This is a genomic window from Colwellia aquaemaris, assembly GCF_057548755.1.
On sequence record NZ_BAAJLV010000001.1, the window covers coordinates 866,358 to 884,894 of the forward strand.

Consider the following 18,537-nt stretch of genomic DNA (forward strand, 5'->3'; position numbering starts at 1 on the left):
AGATTGTAAATGTCCTTTAAAGTTTTGGTGGTTGATGACTCCAGTTTTTTTCGACGCCGAGTAACGGATATTCTCAATAAGGATCCTGATCTTGAAGTTGTTGATGTTGCTGTTAATGGTATTGATGCGGTTGAAAAAGCAATCGCATTGAAACCCGATGTTATTACAATGGACATCGAAATGCCGTTATTAAATGGTATAGATGCTGTTAAACAAATAATGGCGAAAGCACCAACGGCTATTATCATGTTTTCTTCTCTGACTCATGCTGGTGCTAAAGCGACATTAGAAGCACTAGATGCAGGGGCATTAGATTTTTTACCGAAAAAATTTAATGAAATTGCGAAAAATACAGAAGATGCCGGCAGTTTATTGCGTCAACGTGTGGTGCAACTTGCCCGCAAAAAGGCGGGTAGATTACCCAGAATATCAACTTTTCGATCACGAGCGCGCAATGAACAAGCGCATAAAACGACGAGTGTAACATCACAAGCTATTAAAGTAGCAACAGAGCGTCCGCTGCAAAGCGCCCATAAAAGTTCTGGAAAACAGTACAAATTATTGGCGATCGGTACCTCAACCGGTGGTCCTGTCGCTCTACAAAAGGTTCTTACTCAATTACCTAAGGATTTTCCTTTACCGATAATCATGGTGCAGCATATGCCTGCTGCTTTTACATTGGCTTTTGCTAACCGTTTGAATACCTTGTGTAAAATTGATGTTAAGCAAGCAAGTTCCGGTGATGTTCTTAAACCAGGTTGTGCCTATTTAGCCCCTGGTGGTAAGCAGATGGTTATTGATGGTACAGAAAATGCACCAAAACTAAGGATATTAGAAGATGATTCAGAGCGAATTGCTTTTAAGCCAAGTGTAGATATTAGTTTTGGCTCTGCAGCTAAGATTTTTGGTGGCAGTGTTTTAGGTATTATTCTTACTGGGATGGGATCTGATGGCCGTGATGGGTCACGATTATTAAAAAATAAAGGTGCAACAATTTGGGCTCAAGATGAAGAGTCGTGCGTGGTTTATGGTATGCCACAAGCTGTTGCTGTTGCAGGTATATCAGAACTCTCCCTGGCATTAGAAAGCATTCCATCTGCAATCCTAAAGGAAATACAGCATGGATAAATTGAGTATCTCAGGGTTAATAATTGCTATTTTAGCAATTTACCTGGGTTTTATAATTGATGGTGGGGCTATCGTCTCATTATTAGAATTACCCGCATTTATTATTGTTTTTGGTGGCACTATTGGCGCGGTGATGTTGCAGTCATCACAAAGTCAATTTATTCATGCTATGTCTTTGTTGAAGTGGATTATTTTGCCGCCTAAGTATGATGTAGAGCAAGGTATTAACTCTGTAGTTACTTGGTCTGAAAAAGCACGTGAATCTGGCTTTCTATCACTTGAGCATATTGCTGAAGAAGAAAATGATTTTTTTATTAACAAAGGTTTAAATTTATTAGTTGACGGTGTTGAAGTTGAAAACCTGAGAGTATCGCTTGAATTAGATTTAGACTTGTACCGTGAACATAATTTGCGCTCTGCGCATGTCTTCGAGTCTATGGGGGGCTATAGCCCAACGATTGGTATTTTAGGTGCTGTCCTTGGCTTAATACACGCTATGTCAAACCTTGCAGATCCGCAATTGTTAGGGCATGGAATTGCCACAGCATTTGTTGCGACAATATATGGCGTGGGTTTTGCGAACCTAATTTATTTGCCAATAGCGAATAAAATTAAAGCCATAGTGCATCAGCAAACTATGTATCGTGAAATGATGACTGAGGGATTAGTGGCGATAGCCACGGCAGAAAACCCTCATGCTATAGAAAACAAGTTGTCGGCGTTTCGGTTAGAACAATGAACCGTTTGCGTGCAAGGCGTCACTCAGTTGAAAATGACAATGTTGAACGTTGGTTAGTATCTTATGCCGATTATATGACCTTACTCTTTGCGTTGTTTGTTGTTCTTTACGCTATGGCTATGATCAATGAAGAGCCGTTTGAAACTGCCACTGAGTCTATCGGCAGAGTGTTTCAGGCCAATGAAGAACAACCAAAAAATCGTGGGCACGGTGATGATATATTGCCAGTTAATAGTTCTAAAACTAATAAACGCTTATTTGGCAATGGTATTTTAGATGTTGCAGGGCCTGAGCTCGTTGAAGGAGATGTGACGCTTTCTAATGTCTCAGACGCACAGGTTGGAACCACGCTAACTTCATTAGAAAAAGAATTGCATGAAGCTTTATATGAACTTGTTGAATCTGGTTACGCGCAGTTACAAGTTGATGGCGATTGGTTAGAGATAGAGTTAAACAGTGGTTTATTATTTCCAAGTGGCTCATCGTCACCAACCAATGCCGCCAGAGATATTTTGGCTGTTATTTATCAAGTAATTGCGAGTACTACAAATTATATTCGTGTGAGAGGCTATACTGATAATCAACCAATTTCGACGGAAATATTTACTTCTAATTGGGAACTGTCAGTATTTAGAGCAACGGCAATTTTGCGAGTATTAGAAGAGTTAAGCTTAAACCCGGCGCGTATGGCAATTGAAGGTTATGGTCAATATTACCCCAATGCCGATAACACAACCGCAACTGGGCGGGCAAAAAATCGTCGTGTAGTTATTGCTATATCAAAATATGGTTTAGAAAAAGCCAATTTATTGGCTACCCCGACTATTTCAGTTAAAGACGTTGAAGCAATTAAACAAGTTGATACTGATAAAAATGCGGAAGAAGAAATTCGAATTATCCGACTAGAGAATGGCGGTATTAGGATCACAACTCGTGCTGACAATGCTGACGAAAATGTGAATGATTCGGTAACTGAAGAAGATAATAAACAATAGGATATTCAATTGGTAGTTTGGACAATTGCAAACCAAAAAGGTGGTGTTGGAAAAACAACGTCTACTATCTCTCTTGCCGGCTTACTGGCGGAAAAAGGTTATCGAGTATTATTAGTTGATACCGATCCGCATGCGTCATTAAGCTATTATTTTGGTATTGAATCAGAAGATTTAGACTTAAGTGTTTATGATTTGTTTTTACAAGTCTCTACTAAAGAGCAAATCATGCAAAGCTTGTGTCCAACCCATTACGACAATATTGACATTTTACCGGCTACTATGGGCTTAGCAACGCTTGATCGTTCGCTGGGTAATAAAGGCGGTATGGGGTTAGTGTTAAAAAAGGCTATGGATAAAATAGCCGATGAATATGATTATGTGCTGATTGACTGCCCGCCTATATTAGGCGTATTAATGGTCAACGCATTAGCCGCGTGTGAACGCATAATTGTACCTGTGCAAACCGAGTTTTTAGCACTAAAAGGCCTCGACAGAATGATGAAAACCTTGGACATTATGCAAGGTGAACAAACACAATCATTTAAATATACGATAGTGCCAACTATGTTTGATAAACGCACTAAAGCGTCTTTAATGACTTACCGTAAATTACAAGAGCTTTATGGTGATGCAGTTTGGCCAGGGGTTGTGCCAATTGATACTAATTTTCGTAATGCCAGTGTTGCTCAAAAAGTTCCTTCTGACTACGCAGCAAGTTCTCGTGGTATAATAGCTTACAGTAACTTATTAAAATATTTAGTCCATTTGAAATCAGTGAGTAAGTAATTCAATGTCGAAGTCTTTAGCTGCCAGTAAACAACTAATGCAGACCTACTTGTCGGAGCTGCTTACCGAAGATTCTGTTGAAGTAAAAAAGCCCGCACAAGTTAAAGAAAAACAAGCTCAGCCGATTGAGCAATTGTTAAATCAAGTTAGTTTGCCAAGTGTCGCTGATAGCCGTAATGACGAGCAAGCCAAAACAGCGAGAACAGAAAATAAAGCTAAAGCCGAAAAACTTGTTGTTAGTAAAACGCAAAATGAAGCGTCATTACAAGCAAGTAAAGTCATTAGCAATAAAGCAAAACCTGATACTACAGCTAAAGAGCTTATTACACGTAAAAGCACAGGTGGTTTTACTGCTGCTCAGCAGAAAAATTATCGACAAGGTGATTTTCAAGCGATGTTTTTTGATGTTGCTGGATTGACGGTCGCTGTACCTTTAATAGAGTTAGGCGGTATTCATAATAGTGATAAAACAACGGCATTGGTGGGCAAGCCTGATTGGTTTAAAGGCGTGATGTTGCATCGTGACGAAAAGGTTAATGTAGTTGATACCGCCCGTTGGGTGATGCCTGAAAAGTGCAATGAAGAACTATTGTCAGCACTAGATTATCAATACGTTATTATGCTTAATGACTCTGCTTGGGGCTTATCGGCTGAACGTCTGGTTGATACTGTAACGTTAAAGCAAGAAGATGTTAAATGGTTAGATTCTCCAAGTAAGCGACCTTGGTTGGCTGGCTTAGTTAAAGATCGCATGTGTGCACTTATAGATGTTGACTCATTAATTAAGTTATTGGAAAAAGGCATGAATATTACACAAGAATAATTGATGAATTCAAACTTGTCAGTATACTTAACAAATAAGGTTTAAGTTACCGTACAGAAAACAAAAATTTAAAGAGGCCAGTAGTATGTCTGATGAAAGACGCAGTGAAAATGTAGATACTAATGATGAAGTTGTTCAACGAGTAACGTTTAAACTCGACAATGAAACATACGGCATTAATGTTATGCAGGTTCAAGAAATTCTGCGTTACACTGAAATAGCTCCAGTACCCGGCGCACCTTCATATGTTATGGGAATTATTAATCTGCGCGGTAATGTTGTTACCGTTATTGATACACGCGCTCGTTTTGGTATGGAAAGTGCTGAGTTAACAGATAATACCCGTATTGTTATTATTGAAGCTGAAACCCAAGTGATTGGGATATTAGTTGACAGTGTTGCTGAGGTTGTTTACTTAAAAACATCTGAAATTGATGTAGCACCAAATGTTGGTAACGATGAAAGTGCTAAATATATTCAAGGCGTGTCAAACCGTGAAGGTGAATTATTAATTTTAGTAGACTTGAATAAATTACTGTCAGATGCTGAATGGGATGAGTTAAAACAATTCTAAGATAAGTTAAAGCCTGTATTAACAGGCTTTTTTATTGAGTTGTACTCTTGATTGTTATGGAAAATATTTCTGCCAATGTGATTAGTATTGTTGCTTTGTTTTTAGTGATGTTAGTGGCATTAGTGTTACTTGCATTAAAAAATCGCTTGTCAGCACAAGTGGCCGAATTAACTAAAGTATCACAAAGCCAAGCTTTAATGTTGCTTGAGCTACAAAGTTCACTTGCAGAATTGCAAGAAAAACTCGCACAACAGCAACAATCTTGTACTGAGTTTCAGCGAGAAAATGAGCAAGTTTCAAAGCAGTTAGAACATCGTATTAAATCAACACAAGAGCAATTCTCTACACAATTTCAGACAATCGAACAATTATTACATCAACAACCTGAAGATAAACTCTATTCACGAGCACAAAAGTTAGTTGAGTTGGGGGCCGATATAGATGAAATTATGCGTGAGTGTGATATTCCTCGGCCAGAAGCTGAAATGTTACTTGCCGTGCATCGACAACAGTCATCTCATCGTTAGTCATTAAACGTTAGTTTTTAACATAGCTAATTTCACTGAAAATACGTTGTTGTGTTTTTACGTTTTTTATACAAATCTATTAATGCTATCAACCAGTTGTCCATGTTATGCTGGCAAGTAGTTATTGTTTGGCTTAAGTGAACTATTTGCTTTGGTCATACTCAATAGTGTACATGTTATCGTTCAAGGATTTTGTCGTGAATACAATAAGAAAATTTACGTTGAATACGAAAAGTATTCAACTACTTACAGGGGTGATCTTTACCTTTTTGTTAGCTGCGTGTTCTTCAACACCTTCGTCAGAGCAAAGGGTTTCAGATCCAAAAGATCCTTTAGAGTCAATTAACCGACCATTTTGGACATTTACGTGGGATTATGCCGACAAGTATGTAATTAAACCGGCGTCAGAAGGCTATGTTGAACATATGCCGACTGGCTTGAGAACGGGGGTCCATAATATGGCTTTGAACTTAAATGAACCTTCGACCATTATCAATAACTTATTACAAGCAAAGTTTACTGATGCAGCAAAATCAACCGGTCGTTTTGTTTTAAACTCTACCATAGGTTTATTGGGCTTTTTTGACCCGGCAAGTGATTTTGGCTGGAACAGAAATCAAGAAGAATTTGGTGAAGTTTTAGGAAGTTATGGTGTTGGTGATGGGCCTTACCTTGTTATTCCTGCATTAGGCCCGTCTTCCGTTCGTGAGGAAGTTGGTGATTTTGTTGACCGATATTACTGGCCTTTGGCGGTGATCGATTTTTGGCCTAACCTTGTGCGTGCGGGCATCTTAGGCTTAGAGGCAAGGGCATCGCTAGCCGATCAAGAAGCTATTTTAAATGAAGCAATTGATCCATACGAATTTGTTAAAAATGCTTACTTTCAAAATATGCAATACAAAGTTTATGACGGTAACCCACCGATTGAGGTTAATGATGAAGAAGAAGAAGATATTGACGCATACCTAGAAGAGTTAGATGAAATAGAGCCTTGATATCTTAAGTTTTTGGCAGTCAATGAAAAAGCGGACCTAGTGTTCGCTTTTTTTATATTGGCTAATCGCTAAATCTAAATGCTTGCGGGTAAAGTGCAACATAATGGGTCTAAGTAAGATGAAATACGCGATTAAAACAATAGTTATTGAAATCACAATGGCAAAGCCTTGCAAGTTGGCAATAAAGAGAAATGGTGGGATCAGCAGCATTAATTTAATAATGTTTAATATCAGCTTTTCTGGTGTTGAAAGCTTTGCTTGAGCTAATGCTAAAATTACTTGTCGTTGTTGTATGTTGTACTGTGAAAGCTGTGGGATTTTATTAGAAGAAAAATAGATCATGGTATGTTGCAAACTATAGGCTAATATCAGTTGGCGCTATAATACAAAATTAGCTTGCTTTGCGCTATTAGCCAAGACGAATTCTCGATAATAATGGCCAGCAAGTTATTAATTTGTGCTTTAGTATTTAAATGCTATTTATGACAATTGTCTTAAAATCAAGTATATAAAGCATATAGTGGGCAGTAACAGTTAAAACATAGTGACTAATCAGAGAAATTTGTTAAAACGAGTTCCGCACTCGCTTGCAATTTGTTAGAATTGCGGCAATTTTTATCAGTAGGTGATTTTTAAATGAATGTCGTAGAAGCTAACTTTGATGCAACCGGTAAGAAATTTGCCATCGTCGTCTCGCGTTTTAATAGTTATGTTGTTGAAAGTTTACTTGAAGGTGCTGTTGATGCCCTTAAACGTCATGGTAATGTTGCCGATAATGATATTACAGTAATTCGCGTACCGGGTGCTTATGAATTACCTGTAGCAGCGAAGAAAATTGCGGCTAAAGGTGGTTTTGACGGCATTATTGCCATTGGTGCTGTAATTCGCGGTGGCACACCTCATTTTGATTTTGTTGCTGGTGAATGTAATAAAGGTTTAGCGCAAGTTGCTATGGAATATACTATGCCGGTTGCCTTTGGTGTTATTACTACAGATACCATAGAGCAAGCTATTGACCGTGCAGGCCTTAAAGTTGGTAATAAAGGTGCTGAAGCAGCATTAAGCGCGTTAGAAATGGTTAACGTGTTAGATAAGTTATAACAGGATATATTTGTGAAACCATCTCCTAGAAGAAAAGCCAGAGAACTAGCCGTACAAGCTGTTTACTCATGGCAGTTAAGTCAAAATGACATTGCAGAAGTTGAAGCTAACTTTTTAGCTGATAATAGCTCTCGTCGTTTTGATATTGCTTATTTTCAGCAACTATTTCGTGGCGTTTCAGCGCAAGTTGGTACTATAGACGAGAAAATTACCCCGCATGTTGATCGTCCTCTCGACGATGTTGACCATGTTGAGAAAGCTATACTACGTGTTGCTGTTTATGAATTGACAGACTGTAATGATGTGCCGTATCGCGTCATTATTAATGAAGCGATTGAATTAGCAAAATCGTTCGCCGCAGACGACAGTCACAAGTTTGTTAATGGTGTACTAGATAAAGTTGTTAAACTCGTTCGTCCTAACGAGTAATAAAACGTTGGATGTACTATGAAAGAGTTTGAATTGATCAAGCGCTTCTTTACAGAGCAAGCTATTAAACGTAAAGATGTTTTACTTGGGATCGGTGATGACTGTGCCTTAGTAACCCCCGCAGAACGTCAAAATATTGCAATAACCACAGATACTTTAGTTGCTGGTGTTCATTTTCCACACGAAACAAGCGCCAGAGCTATAGGTCATAAATCGATTGCCGTTAACTTGTCTGATTTGGCAGCAATGGGGGCCGAGCCTAGTTGGGTTTCACTTGCGCTTACAATGCCTGAAGTCGATTTACCATGGATTGAAGAATTTTGCCGTGGCGTATTTGATTTATGCGAATTTTACAATGTTCAGCTGATCGGCGGTGACACCACGCAAGGGCCATTAAGTATAACGGTGACGGCTCAGGGCTTAACGCCTATTGACAAACATATTACGCGCTCTGGTGCTAAAGCAGGTGATTGGATTTATGTTACCGGTGAGATTGGCGATGCTGCATTAGCGTTAAAAGGTATCTTCAAAGAAGTCGATATTGCTCCTGAATACCAAGAGTCAGTGCGAAAAAGTTTAGACTTTCCACCACCCAGAATTCTAGCAGGGCAGGCGTTACGAGAATATGCAAGTTCGGCAATTGACTTGTCAGATGGCTTAATCTCTGATTTAGGACATATTTGTGCCGCTTCGAAAGTTGGCGCTAATATCGTGCTTGAAGATTTGCCTATTTCGAATGCATTACGTGACACCGTTGGTATGGAAAAAGCGTTCGATATTGCCCTCGTTGGTGGTGATGATTACGAGTTATTATTTACAGTTTCTGAAGATAACCGAGTTGGTATGGAAACAGCCCTAGCAAACAGTGGCAATACTATTACTTGTATTGGGCAGTTAAACGGCAGTGAGAAAATAACGACGACACTTGATAGCAAACCTGTAGCGATTAATGCAAAAAGTTTCGAACATTTTTCTCAGAGACGTGATTAAGCGTGCCAGCATCAACCGAAAACTTTAAACTTTCTGATCCTATTCATTTTTTAGCGTTAGGTTTTGGGAGTGGTTTAGCACCGAAAGCGCCCGGAACTTTTGGTACTTTGGCGGCAATTCCTGTTTTCTTTATTGCGCTTCAGTTGCCTAGCTTATATTACCTGTTATTAACGCTATTTATGAGTGTTGCGGGTATTTATATTTGCGGAAAAGCAGCCAAAGATGCTGGCGTACATGATCATGGCGCTATCGTGTGGGACGAAATAGTGGGTTTTATGATCACTATGTATTTGATCCCCGTTAGTTGGCTAACCGTTTTAGTTGGTTTTGTGCTATTTCGCATTTTTGACATTTTAAAGCCATGGCCTATCTCGTATTTAGATAAAAACTGCCATGGTGGTTTAGGTATTATGCTCGATGATATAGCAGCTGGTGTTGCTGCTTGGGCCTGTATGATGTTAATTTTTTATTAGCCTTAAAGGCTGTTATAGATAATTTATATTACGACTAACACGTAATTAAAAAAGCCAAAGATATCATCTTTGGCTTTTTTATGTTCAGAACGAACGATATGTCATGGAGCTATGCATAGCAATGAATGACGATGCTCAATATTTAGTGCTGGCTATTGCTTTATTAGTGTAAAAGCCTTGCACGTATTGTGGCATCAATCTGCTTTAACTCTTTTAATGCTAATTCACGGTTTTCAGCTTCAATATCAATGACGACGTAACCAATTTGATCATCCGTCTGTAAGTATTGTGCGGCAATATTAATATTGTGCTTAGCAAAGGCTTGGTTAATTTGTGTTAACACGCCAGGTTGGTTACGGTGAATGTGTAATAAACGGCTAGTGCCTGTGTGCTCAGGAAGTGACACTTCAGGGAAGTTAACAGCAGAAAGTGTCGAGCCATTGTCAGAGTATTTAGCTAATTTACTTGCCACCTCAAGGCCAATGTTCTCTTGTGCTTCTTTGGTACTGCCACCGATATGTGGTGTCAAAATAACATTATCAAACTCACGAAGTGGGCTGATAAATTCCTCGTCATTGCCTTTTGGCTCAATAGGAAAAACATCGATAGCGGCACCAGCAACTTTTTTATTTGCTAAAGCCTCTGCCAAAGCGTCAATATCAACAACAGTGCCGCGTGAAGCATTGATAAAAATAACGCCGTCTTTCATCACTTCAAACTCAGCTACGCCCATCATATTTTTAGTTTGTGGAGTTTCAGGGACATGTAAACTAATGATATCTGCTTCTTTTAATAACGCTGTCATGGTTGGTGCTTGGCTAGCATTGCCCAATGGCAGTTTAGTTTCGATATCATAAAAGCGAACTTTCATGCCTAAAGTTTCAGCCAAAATTCCGAGTTGCATACCGATATGGCCATAACCAATAATACCAAGCGTTTTTCCTCGTGCTTCAACAGAGCCAACAGCTGATTTGTTCCAAACTCCTCGATGTGCTTGCGCACTTTTTTCTGGAATGCCGCGTAATAAGAGTAAAGTTTCACCTAATACGAGTTCAGCTACGGAGCGAGTATTTGAAAATGGAGCATTAAATACCGGAATACCAAAAGATTGTGCTGCTGCTTTGTCAACTTGATTGGTACCAATACAAAAACAGCCGATAGCTACAAGTTTCTTAGCGTGACTAAGTACTTTTCGGTTAAGATCGGTGCGAGAGCGAATGCCGATGAAATGCACATCGGCAATTTTTTTGATTAGGTCTTCTTCGCAAAGTGAGGTTTTAAGGTATTCAATATTTGAATAGCCCTTGGCTTTCAACTCTTCTAGGGCACTTTGATGTACGCCTTCTAGAAGTAATATCTTAATTTTTTCTTTCGCTAGTGAATTATTGCTCATGATAATTTAACTTCTCTCGCTAAAACATTTATTAAATGAATTTTTAGATGGCTAGATATCTAAATTATCATATAGTGTATAAACTCTAAAGCGTTATTTTATTATTTTTGCACCTTCTGCTGTGCCTATTATTAATACATTTGCTGCACGATTAGCGAACAAACCATTAGTAACCACGCCTACAATGGCATTAATGTTGTTTTCCAGTGCAATTGGATCAATTATTTCTAAGTTATGCACATCAAGTATGACGTTACCGTTATCGGTGACAACACCGGTACGATAACAAGGGTCGCCGCCTAATTTGACTAATTCTCTAGCAACATAACTGCGAGCCATAGGAATAACCTCCACCGGCAAAGGGAAGCGGCCCAACACTGGTACTTGTTTGCTGCCATCAGCTATACAAACAAAGGTTTTGGCAACAGCCGCGACAATTTTTTCGCGAGTTAGCGCTGCGCCTCCACCTTTGATCATATGCATGTGAGGATTTACCTCATCAGCACCGTCAACGTAAACGTCGATACCGTCAACACTATTTAAATCAAAGACCTCAATTCCATGCGACTTTAAACGCTCTGTTGATGCTTCTGAGCTCGAAACAGCACCAATAATTTTATCCTTTATTGTCGCTAAGGCGTCGATAAAATGATTAACCGTAGAGCCTGTACCTACACCAACTATGGTATCTGCTTCAATATATTCTAGCGCTTTAATTGCTGCGGCTTTTTTCATTTCATCTTGAGTCATGGTAACGTTCTCTTAAAAATAGTAGTTAAATTATATTTTTGTGTTATTGGTAAAATAACAGGTAGGTGTTTGCATCAAACTAAGTAATAGCATTTGCATATTATAACAATAGGTATAGGTTGATGTCATAACCTATTAAAGCTTTCAATGAATAAGCTGTTTAAGTCAATTGCCCATTAAACAAATTTATAATGTTTAAGTGGAGTAAGCACTTCTGGTAGAGGAATATCCCAACTCTGACAAGGTAATTCATCGACTTGTTGGCAATTATGTGCAATACCAATAGGGTATGGCTTAGCATCTTTTTGGTGCTGAAATTCTTGATACCAAGATTGCAAAGTACGGTCATAAAAACCACCACCCATACCTAAACGATTTCCTGAATTGTCGAATGCAACTAATGGAGTACAAATAATATCTATTTGTTTTGCTAACGCCATTGTTGTTATATCTAGTTTGGGTTCGGCAATACCATACTTATTTACTTTTAATACGGTATCTCGAGTGTATTGTAGAAAAAGTAAATGCCCTTTTGAAAACGGATGTATAACTGGCAAGTAAACATTTTTGTTGTGTTGCCAGCACCAGTCAATTAGTGGCGCTGTATTTAGCTCGCCATCATTGGTTAAGTAAAGTGCAATATGCTGGCATTGCTGTATTTTTCGGTCGCTTGCAAAATGTTTAAGTAAAGTTAAGGCGGCTTTATTTTGTTGATTGGCACTTAAATCTAATCTTTTTTGTCTTATATTCTGACGTATTTGAACTCTGGTTGACTCATTCACGCTATTTGGCCTAATAAAGAAAGTGAAATTTATATTAAAAGTAGTAGTCGGTATTAATTTATAACAAAGTGGTTATATTTAGGCGAGACAATTAAGTGTTATTATATTTTAGAAAAATAAAAACGGGTAATAAGCTAAGTTATTACCCGTTTAGTTTTTCAGATAGCTTAAGCTATATAATCAAATAGCTAATTTACTGTTTTTCAGAGATAGCTTCATGCGTACCGGTAACAGCGATTTCTTCTTCGATTTTACCTTCAAGGTCATGACTTTCATCACCTTCAGCGCCGTGCATCCACTCAACTAATTTGTTAGATGCAAGGAATATAATCACAGCAGTAATTAACGCACCTAAGCCAACACCTAAGAAAATGTTACCAGCATTGGCAACTTGCTCTTCACCTTCGCCAACGAATTGACCAATAAATGCAGCAAGCTTATTAGATAATGCAGTAAAGAAGAACCAAACACCCATTAATAACGAGGTGAATTTAACAGGTGCTAATTTTGAAACAAGTGATAAACCAATTGGTGATAAGCATAATTCACCTAAAGTATGGAAAAGATAAGCAAATACTAAGAATAACATGCTTACTTTAATGGTAACGTCGCCACCTTGTACCATAGTTGCCCAAAGCATAACAAAGAAACCTAATGCTAAAAACACCATAGCTAAGGCAAACTTCACTGGAGAGGTTGGCTCTTTAGAACCCATTTTAACCCATACAGAAGCAATTACAGGGGCAAGCATAATAATGAACATAGCATTTAATGATTGAAACCAAGTAGCAGGTACTTCAAAACCCATAATATTACGGTCGGTAAATTGTGAGGCGTAAATATTAAATAAGCCACCAGCTTGCTCGAAACCTGCCCAGAAAATTACAGAGAATACACTCATGATTAAAATTACTTTAGTGCGATCTTTTTCTTCTTTTGTTAGTGCACGAGCTTTTAATTCTTCTTTTGCTTGACTTACTTTTTGTGCTGATGGTGTAACACCAATTTCACCTAAGTATTTTTTAGCTAGTGTAAGTTGCAGTGCTAAACCGATTAACATACCACAACCTGCGGCAATGAAACCGTAGTGCCAGTTAACTTCTTCACCTAAGTAACCAACGATTAGTGGTGATAAGAAAGCACCTAAGTTGATACCCATGTAGAAAATAGTAAAGGCGGCATCACGACGGTGATCACCATCTTCGTAAAGTTCACCCACTAAACTTGAAACGTTAGCTTTAAATAAGCCGTTACCACAACAAATTAAAAATAAGCCAATGTAGAAAACGGTTTCTTCCATACCGACTATCATTGACTTAGGAATACCTAAAGTGAAATAGCCAGCGGAGAATAGAATACCACCATAAATAATCGCTTTACGTTGACCAATAAAGTTATCAGCCAACCAACCACCTATCATAGGAGTTAGGTAAACAGCCATGGTGAAAGTACCATATAGGCCTAGTGCTTCACCTGTGGTCCAGCCGAAGCCGCCATCTTCAACTGTTGCTACCAAATAAAGTACTAGTAGCGCGCGCATGCCGTAGTAACCGAATCGTTCCCACATTTCTGTACCGAAAAGGAGGAATAGCCCTTTCGGATGTCCGAGTAATGTGCCTGTTGCTGGTTTAGTCATTTAAATTTCCTTAATAAGTTGTTCGACGCCATAATTATTATTATTGATTGATTGCATTCATCGCTAAATGCACTAATTTGTCGAACAAAATTGTATAAAATGGGTTAGTCAGCCCGTTTTATACCTTTGCTAGCCTCGAAAGGCAAGCCCGAGCAGGTAATCTATAAAGAATGAATGGGCAATTGCTTACTTTTTGTTATTTTTAATCATGATTTAGCAAACTAATAAAATTTAAAGTTGTAAATAAGAAGTTGCTTTAATCGCCACGCAGTTACTGATAAACTCCACGCTGTTTGAGCTTTATTTAGTTAAATTTAGCTATAATTTTCGTATATATTAGGAAGAAATACGCGCAAATGATTACCTATATTCGCCAGCTAGCGACCATTCTTATTTTTGGTACTCTTTCATTCTCGGTAGTGTCAGCTCAAATTAGTCCACAGCAAATTGAGCAATTTAAAAAACTTCCAAAAGCTCAACAAGAAGCTTTAGCGAAAAGTATGGGGGTCGATCTAAACGCTGTTATGGGGCAAATATCGGGTGCTAGCCAAGCTAGTCAGCTTTCAACGACGCCGATTACCCCGAGAACAAAAAATGTTGATGAATCATCAAATCAAGGACAAGAAGTACCGTCTTATGAATCTGATGAACAACTGTTTAAACCTCTTGAGCGATTTGGTGTCGATGTGTTTTCTAATGCGCCAAGTACCTTCGCACCTACTATGGATATTGCGATTCCTGAACATTATATTTTAGGTGTAGGTGATCAATTATCAATACAAATTTATGGTAAGGAAAATGCTGACTATGTGCTGCCAATAACACGCGAAGGCACTATTTTAATACCTAATGTTGGACCAATAAAAATTGCGGGCTTAGCATTTTCAGAAATGAAACAGTTTCTTTCAGAGCGTATAAAACAACGTGTGATAGGTGTAAATGTTGTTGTTAGTTTGGCAGAGCTACGTTCTATGCGTGTATTCGTTTTAGGTAGTGCGTATAAGCCTGGTCCCTATAATTTAAGCTCTTTGTCTTCAGTAACTCATGCTATTTTTGCCGCAGGTGGTATTAGTGATATTGGCTCATTAAGAAATATTGAAGTTAAACGAGCCGGTAAGTTGATACAAAAAGTCGATCTTTATGAGCTGTTGATTCATGGTGATTCTTCAAGTGACATTTTATTGCAATCAGGAGATGTCGTTTTTATCCCAACACAAGGTGAATCTGCTTCTATTCTTGGTGAAGTTAGACGCCCAGCAGTATACGAGTTAAAGCCAGGTGATGACTTCAATAAGTTGGTTGCGATGGCCGGTGGCTTACTACCGTCAGCATTTCCGCAATCTACCGTGGTAGAGCGTTATAATAATCGCAGTTTACGCAGTATTGTTAATATTGACTTAACGCAGAGCGAAGCTTTACAGCAGCCAGTAAAAAATGGCGATTATATTCGAGTAATGAAAAGTTCGGGCATGTATGAAAAATCAATTACTGTAATTGGTGCCGTTTCTCGCCCTGGCAAATATCAATGGCAGCAAGGTATTAAAGTCATTGATTTGTTACCGAATTTAGACTCTCATATTTTAACTAATGCAGACTTAAATTATGGTCTAGTGGTTCGTCAGATCGATAAAGCTAGAAATATTGAAGTTTTACAATTTAATTTAGCTAAAGCGATAGAAAATAGAGACTCTGTTGATAATTTATCATTATCACCTAATGATAAAGTTTTAATATTTTCAAATGTCACTAAGCACATCGATGAAAAAATATCTCTAGATGAGTTGGCTTATACACAAGAGCAACTTTTCGCTAAAGAAAGAGAGTTTGCAAAGAGTATTTACAAAGAAAAATCGTTTTGGCAAAAATATGGCGGTAATCCATCAAAGCCTTCGCTAAATGCAACTTCTGGTGAAGAAGAGGATCTTGTATCTCAATCTTTAGTACAGATTACTGACGATGAAGTCAAGGGTGAAGTGGATATTCGCGAAATGGCGCTGTTTTCACGTCACCGGCTGCTAGCACCCGTGTTAAGGAAATTACGTCAACAAGGAGCTTCTGGCCAACCTATCCAAATAATTGAAGTTGACGGGCAAGTGAAATTTCCTGGCATTTATCCATTAGCTAAAAATGCTAAAGTGAGTGATGTGGTTGCTGCAGCAGGTGGTGTCAATGAATCTGCTTATTTAGCCCGCGCGGAAGTAACTCGAAATCAGTTTAGCGATGATGGCGCGAGTAAAGTTTCGATAAACGTTGACCTTGGCTTAGCGTTAGCAGGTGATGAAAACTTTGACATCGCACTGAAAAGTAAAGATCGGTTAAATATTCATAAAATTCCTGCATGGAGTGAAAATCATGTCGTTGAATTACGTGGGGAATTTGTCTTCCCTGGTAAATACACTATTAGTCGTGGAGAAACCTTGGCCGATTTAATTGTTAAGGCTGGTGGTTTAACGCAATATGCTCACCCTGATGGTTCAGTATTTACTCGTAAAAAATTACAAGAACTAGAACAGCAAAATTTGATTAAATTGGCTGGCGATTTACGTGTTGAAATGGCGTCAAAATCATTAACGGAGCAAGGTACTTCAGCATCTTATGATGATGCGCAGAAATTACTGGCTGATATCACTGAGCTTGAACCTGTTGGTCGGTTAGTTATTGACCTACCGAAAATTCTCACTGCGCGTAGCGAGCAAGTGTTACTTGAAGACGGCGATGTGCTTTATGTTCCGACTAAGAAAAATTCGGTTAATGTTATTGGGCAGGTGCAAGTTGGCTCTTCACATTTATTCAATGCGTCAATGACAGCAGAAGATTATATTGCGCAAAGTGGTGGTGTGAAAAAGCGCGCAGATGAAGAGCGCATTTATGTTATCTCAGCCAGTGGTAGTATAAAAATGTTAGAAGAGAATAATTGGTTTGCAGGTGCTTCTGACACCTCATTAAAACCTGGCGATACCATAGTCGTGCCACTTGATTCTGAATATATGAATGATTTGACATTATGGTCAACTGCAACGCAAATTATATACAATGCGGCGGTCGCAGTTGCTGCGATTAACGGCATTTAGTTTTTAACAACTGAAATAAAAACTTGAAATAATGGAAAGAAAAGAATGTTAAACAGTTTAAGTGATGCAAAAATAGCAATTATTGGTTTAGGTTATGTTGGACTGCCACTTGCTGTCGAGTTTGGCAAGAAATATCAAACTTTAGGATTTGATATTAACCGAGCACGCATTAACGAGTTAAAAAGTGGTACCGATAATACTTTAGAAGTGAGTGATGAAGAGCTTGCAGCAACGAAAGATTTGAGTTTTTCATGCACCATTGAAGATTTGAAAAACTCGAATGTTTATATTGTTACCGTGCCAACACCAATTGATAGTCATAAGCAGCCAGATTTAACTCCTCTTATTAAAGCTAGTGAAATGCTAGGAAAAGTTGTAAGTAAAGGTGATATTATTGTCTACGAGTCAACTGTATACCCAGGAGCCACCGAAGAAGCATGTATCCCCGTTGTTGAAAGAGTATCTGGATTAGTTTTTAACCAAGATTTTTATGCTGGTTATTCACCTGAGCGCATAAATCCTGGTGATAAAGAGCATCGTGTTACAAATATTCTAAAAGTTACTTCGGGCTCTACTCCTGAGGTTGCGACTATTGTTGATGATTTATACAGCTCTATTATTACTGCTGGTACTCACAAAGCAAGTTCTATTAAAGTAGCGGAAGCTGCAAAAGTTATCGAAAACACGCAACGCGACGTTAATATTGCACTAATTAATGAACTGTCGATTATTTTTAATAAGCTCAATATTGATACGTTGGAAGTATTAGAGGCAGCCGGCACTAAATGGAATTTTTTACCATTTCGTCCAGGGCTAGTTGGCGGCCATTGTATTGGTGTTGACCCGTACTATTTAACGCATAAAGCCCAGTCTGTTGGCTATCACCCTGAGATGATACTAGCTGGCCGTCGTTTAAACGACGGTATGGGGGCATACGTAGTTTCACAATTAGTAAAAAACATGTTACACAAGCGCATTCAGGTAGAAGGAGCAAAAGTTTTAGTTATGGGGTTAACCTTTAAAGAAAACTGTCCTGATTTACGTAATACTAAAATTGTCGATGTGGTCAGTGAGTTAAAAGAATACAACATGCAAGTTGATATTACTGATCCTTGGTGCTCAAGCGAAGAAGCTGAACATGAATATGGCTTGAGTTTAATCTCTGAGCCCGAAATCGCTAGCTATGATGCGATTATTTTAGCGGTTTCACATAATGAATTTAAAGCGTTAGGTGTTGAAAGTATTCGAGCGTTAGGTAAAGAAAATCATGTTCTTTATGATTTAAAATATGTCTTGCCGAAAGACTCTGTAGATATGCGTTTGTAATTAACACGTTGCTACTTAT

General features: G+C 38.5%; 19 protein-coding genes. 14 read left to right on the forward strand and 5 right to left on the reverse strand.

Features of this window, described 5'->3' with window-relative positions:
- Positions 1-9: 9 nt before the first annotated feature.
- From AC27HL_RS03850 to AC27HL_RS03885, 8 genes are all read left to right on the forward strand, one after another.
- Complete coding sequence (locus AC27HL_RS03850; protein WP_487079046.1) at positions 10-1,128, forward strand: protein-glutamate methylesterase/protein-glutamine glutaminase; 1,119 nt, start codon at positions 10-12, stop codon at positions 1,126-1,128.
- Complete coding sequence (locus tag AC27HL_RS03855) at positions 1,121-1,867, forward strand: flagellar motor protein (protein WP_487079047.1); 747 nt, start codon at positions 1,121-1,123, stop codon at positions 1,865-1,867. The genes AC27HL_RS03850 and AC27HL_RS03855 overlap by 8 nt, the downstream gene beginning before the upstream one ends.
- The gene (locus AC27HL_RS03860) at positions 1,864-2,862 is read left to right on the forward strand and encodes a flagellar motor protein MotB (protein ID WP_487079048.1); all 999 of its coding nucleotides are present in this window, start codon (positions 1,864-1,866) and stop codon (positions 2,860-2,862) included. Before AC27HL_RS03855 ends, AC27HL_RS03860 begins: the two co-directional genes overlap by 4 nt.
- A 9-nt stretch (positions 2,863-2,871) precedes the next feature.
- Positions 2,872-3,648, forward strand: coding sequence for a ParA family protein (locus AC27HL_RS03865; protein ID WP_487079049.1), 777 nt, complete (start codon positions 2,872-2,874; stop codon positions 3,646-3,648).
- A 4-nt stretch (positions 3,649-3,652) separates the two neighbouring features.
- On the forward strand, positions 3,653-4,471 hold the full coding sequence (locus tag AC27HL_RS03870) for a chemotaxis protein CheW (RefSeq protein ID WP_487079050.1): 819 nt from the start codon (positions 3,653-3,655) through the stop codon (positions 4,469-4,471).
- 85 nt (positions 4,472-4,556) lie between these two features.
- Positions 4,557-5,045: a chemotaxis protein CheW gene (locus AC27HL_RS03875; RefSeq protein WP_487079051.1), complete on the forward strand. Its 489-nt coding sequence runs from the start codon at positions 4,557-4,559 to the stop codon at positions 5,043-5,045.
- A gap of 56 nt (positions 5,046-5,101) precedes the next feature.
- Positions 5,102-5,572: a DUF2802 domain-containing protein gene (locus tag AC27HL_RS03880; protein WP_487079052.1), complete on the forward strand. Its 471-nt coding sequence runs from the start codon at positions 5,102-5,104 to the stop codon at positions 5,570-5,572.
- Between the two features lie 197 nt (positions 5,573-5,769).
- Positions 5,770-6,567: an MlaA family lipoprotein gene (locus AC27HL_RS03885; protein WP_487079053.1), complete on the forward strand. Its 798-nt coding sequence runs from the start codon at positions 5,770-5,772 to the stop codon at positions 6,565-6,567.
- Positions 6,568-6,603: 36 nt separating this feature from the next.
- Here AC27HL_RS03885 and AC27HL_RS03890 read toward each other — a convergent pair whose 3' ends face one another.
- Complete coding sequence (locus AC27HL_RS03890; protein WP_487079054.1) at positions 6,604-6,909, reverse strand: DUF6170 family protein; 306 nt, start codon at positions 6,907-6,909, stop codon at positions 6,604-6,606.
- Positions 6,910-7,203: 294 nt separating this feature from the next.
- Between AC27HL_RS03890 and ribH the strand changes: the two genes are divergently transcribed.
- From ribH to AC27HL_RS03910, 4 genes are read left to right on the forward strand one after another with little or no spacing between them, the layout of a single operon-like run.
- Positions 7,204-7,668, forward strand: a complete 465-nt coding sequence (gene ribH / locus AC27HL_RS03895; RefSeq protein ID WP_487079055.1) for a 6,7-dimethyl-8-ribityllumazine synthase — start codon at positions 7,204-7,206, stop codon at positions 7,666-7,668.
- 12 nt (positions 7,669-7,680) lie between these two features.
- Positions 7,681-8,097, forward strand: a complete 417-nt coding sequence (nusB, locus tag AC27HL_RS03900) for a transcription antitermination factor NusB (RefSeq protein WP_487079056.1) — start codon at positions 7,681-7,683, stop codon at positions 8,095-8,097.
- 18 nt (positions 8,098-8,115) lie between these two features.
- Entirely contained in the window at positions 8,116-9,087 is a 972-nt protein-coding gene (thiL, locus tag AC27HL_RS03905) for a thiamine-phosphate kinase (RefSeq protein ID WP_487079057.1), read from the forward strand.
- A gap of 2 nt (positions 9,088-9,089) precedes the next feature.
- Positions 9,090-9,560: a phosphatidylglycerophosphatase A family protein gene (locus AC27HL_RS03910; RefSeq protein WP_487079058.1), complete on the forward strand. Its 471-nt coding sequence runs from the start codon at positions 9,090-9,092 to the stop codon at positions 9,558-9,560.
- Between the two features lie 163 nt (positions 9,561-9,723).
- Here AC27HL_RS03910 and serA read toward each other — a convergent pair whose 3' ends face one another.
- The 4 genes from serA to AC27HL_RS03930 form a co-directional block, all read right to left on the reverse strand.
- A complete protein-coding gene (serA, locus tag AC27HL_RS03915) occupies positions 9,724-10,953 on the reverse strand; it encodes a phosphoglycerate dehydrogenase (RefSeq protein WP_487079059.1) in 1,230 nt (409 codons plus the stop codon).
- A gap of 93 nt (positions 10,954-11,046) precedes the next feature.
- A complete protein-coding gene (gene rpiA / locus AC27HL_RS03920) occupies positions 11,047-11,703 on the reverse strand; it encodes a ribose-5-phosphate isomerase RpiA (protein WP_487079060.1) in 657 nt (218 codons plus the stop codon).
- 176 nt (positions 11,704-11,879) lie between these two features.
- A complete protein-coding gene (locus AC27HL_RS03925; protein ID WP_487079061.1) occupies positions 11,880-12,485 on the reverse strand; it encodes a 5-formyltetrahydrofolate cyclo-ligase in 606 nt (201 codons plus the stop codon).
- Positions 12,486-12,678: 193 nt separating this feature from the next.
- Positions 12,679-14,121 carry a peptide MFS transporter gene (locus tag AC27HL_RS03930; RefSeq protein ID WP_487079062.1) on the reverse strand — a complete coding sequence of 481 codons (1,443 nt, stop codon included), beginning with the start codon at positions 14,119-14,121 and terminating at the stop codon, positions 12,679-12,681.
- 356 nt (positions 14,122-14,477) lie between these two features.
- On the opposite strand from AC27HL_RS03930, the gene AC27HL_RS03935 reads away from it, so the two are divergent.
- On the forward strand, positions 14,478-17,192 hold the full coding sequence (locus tag AC27HL_RS03935) for an SLBB domain-containing protein (RefSeq protein WP_487079063.1): 2,715 nt from the start codon (positions 14,478-14,480) through the stop codon (positions 17,190-17,192).
- 45 nt (positions 17,193-17,237) lie between these two features.
- The gene (gene tviB / locus AC27HL_RS03940) at positions 17,238-18,518 is read left to right on the forward strand and encodes a Vi polysaccharide biosynthesis UDP-N-acetylglucosamine C-6 dehydrogenase TviB (RefSeq protein ID WP_487079064.1); all 1,281 of its coding nucleotides are present in this window, start codon (positions 17,238-17,240) and stop codon (positions 18,516-18,518) included.
- Positions 18,519-18,537: the final 19 nt, after the last annotated feature.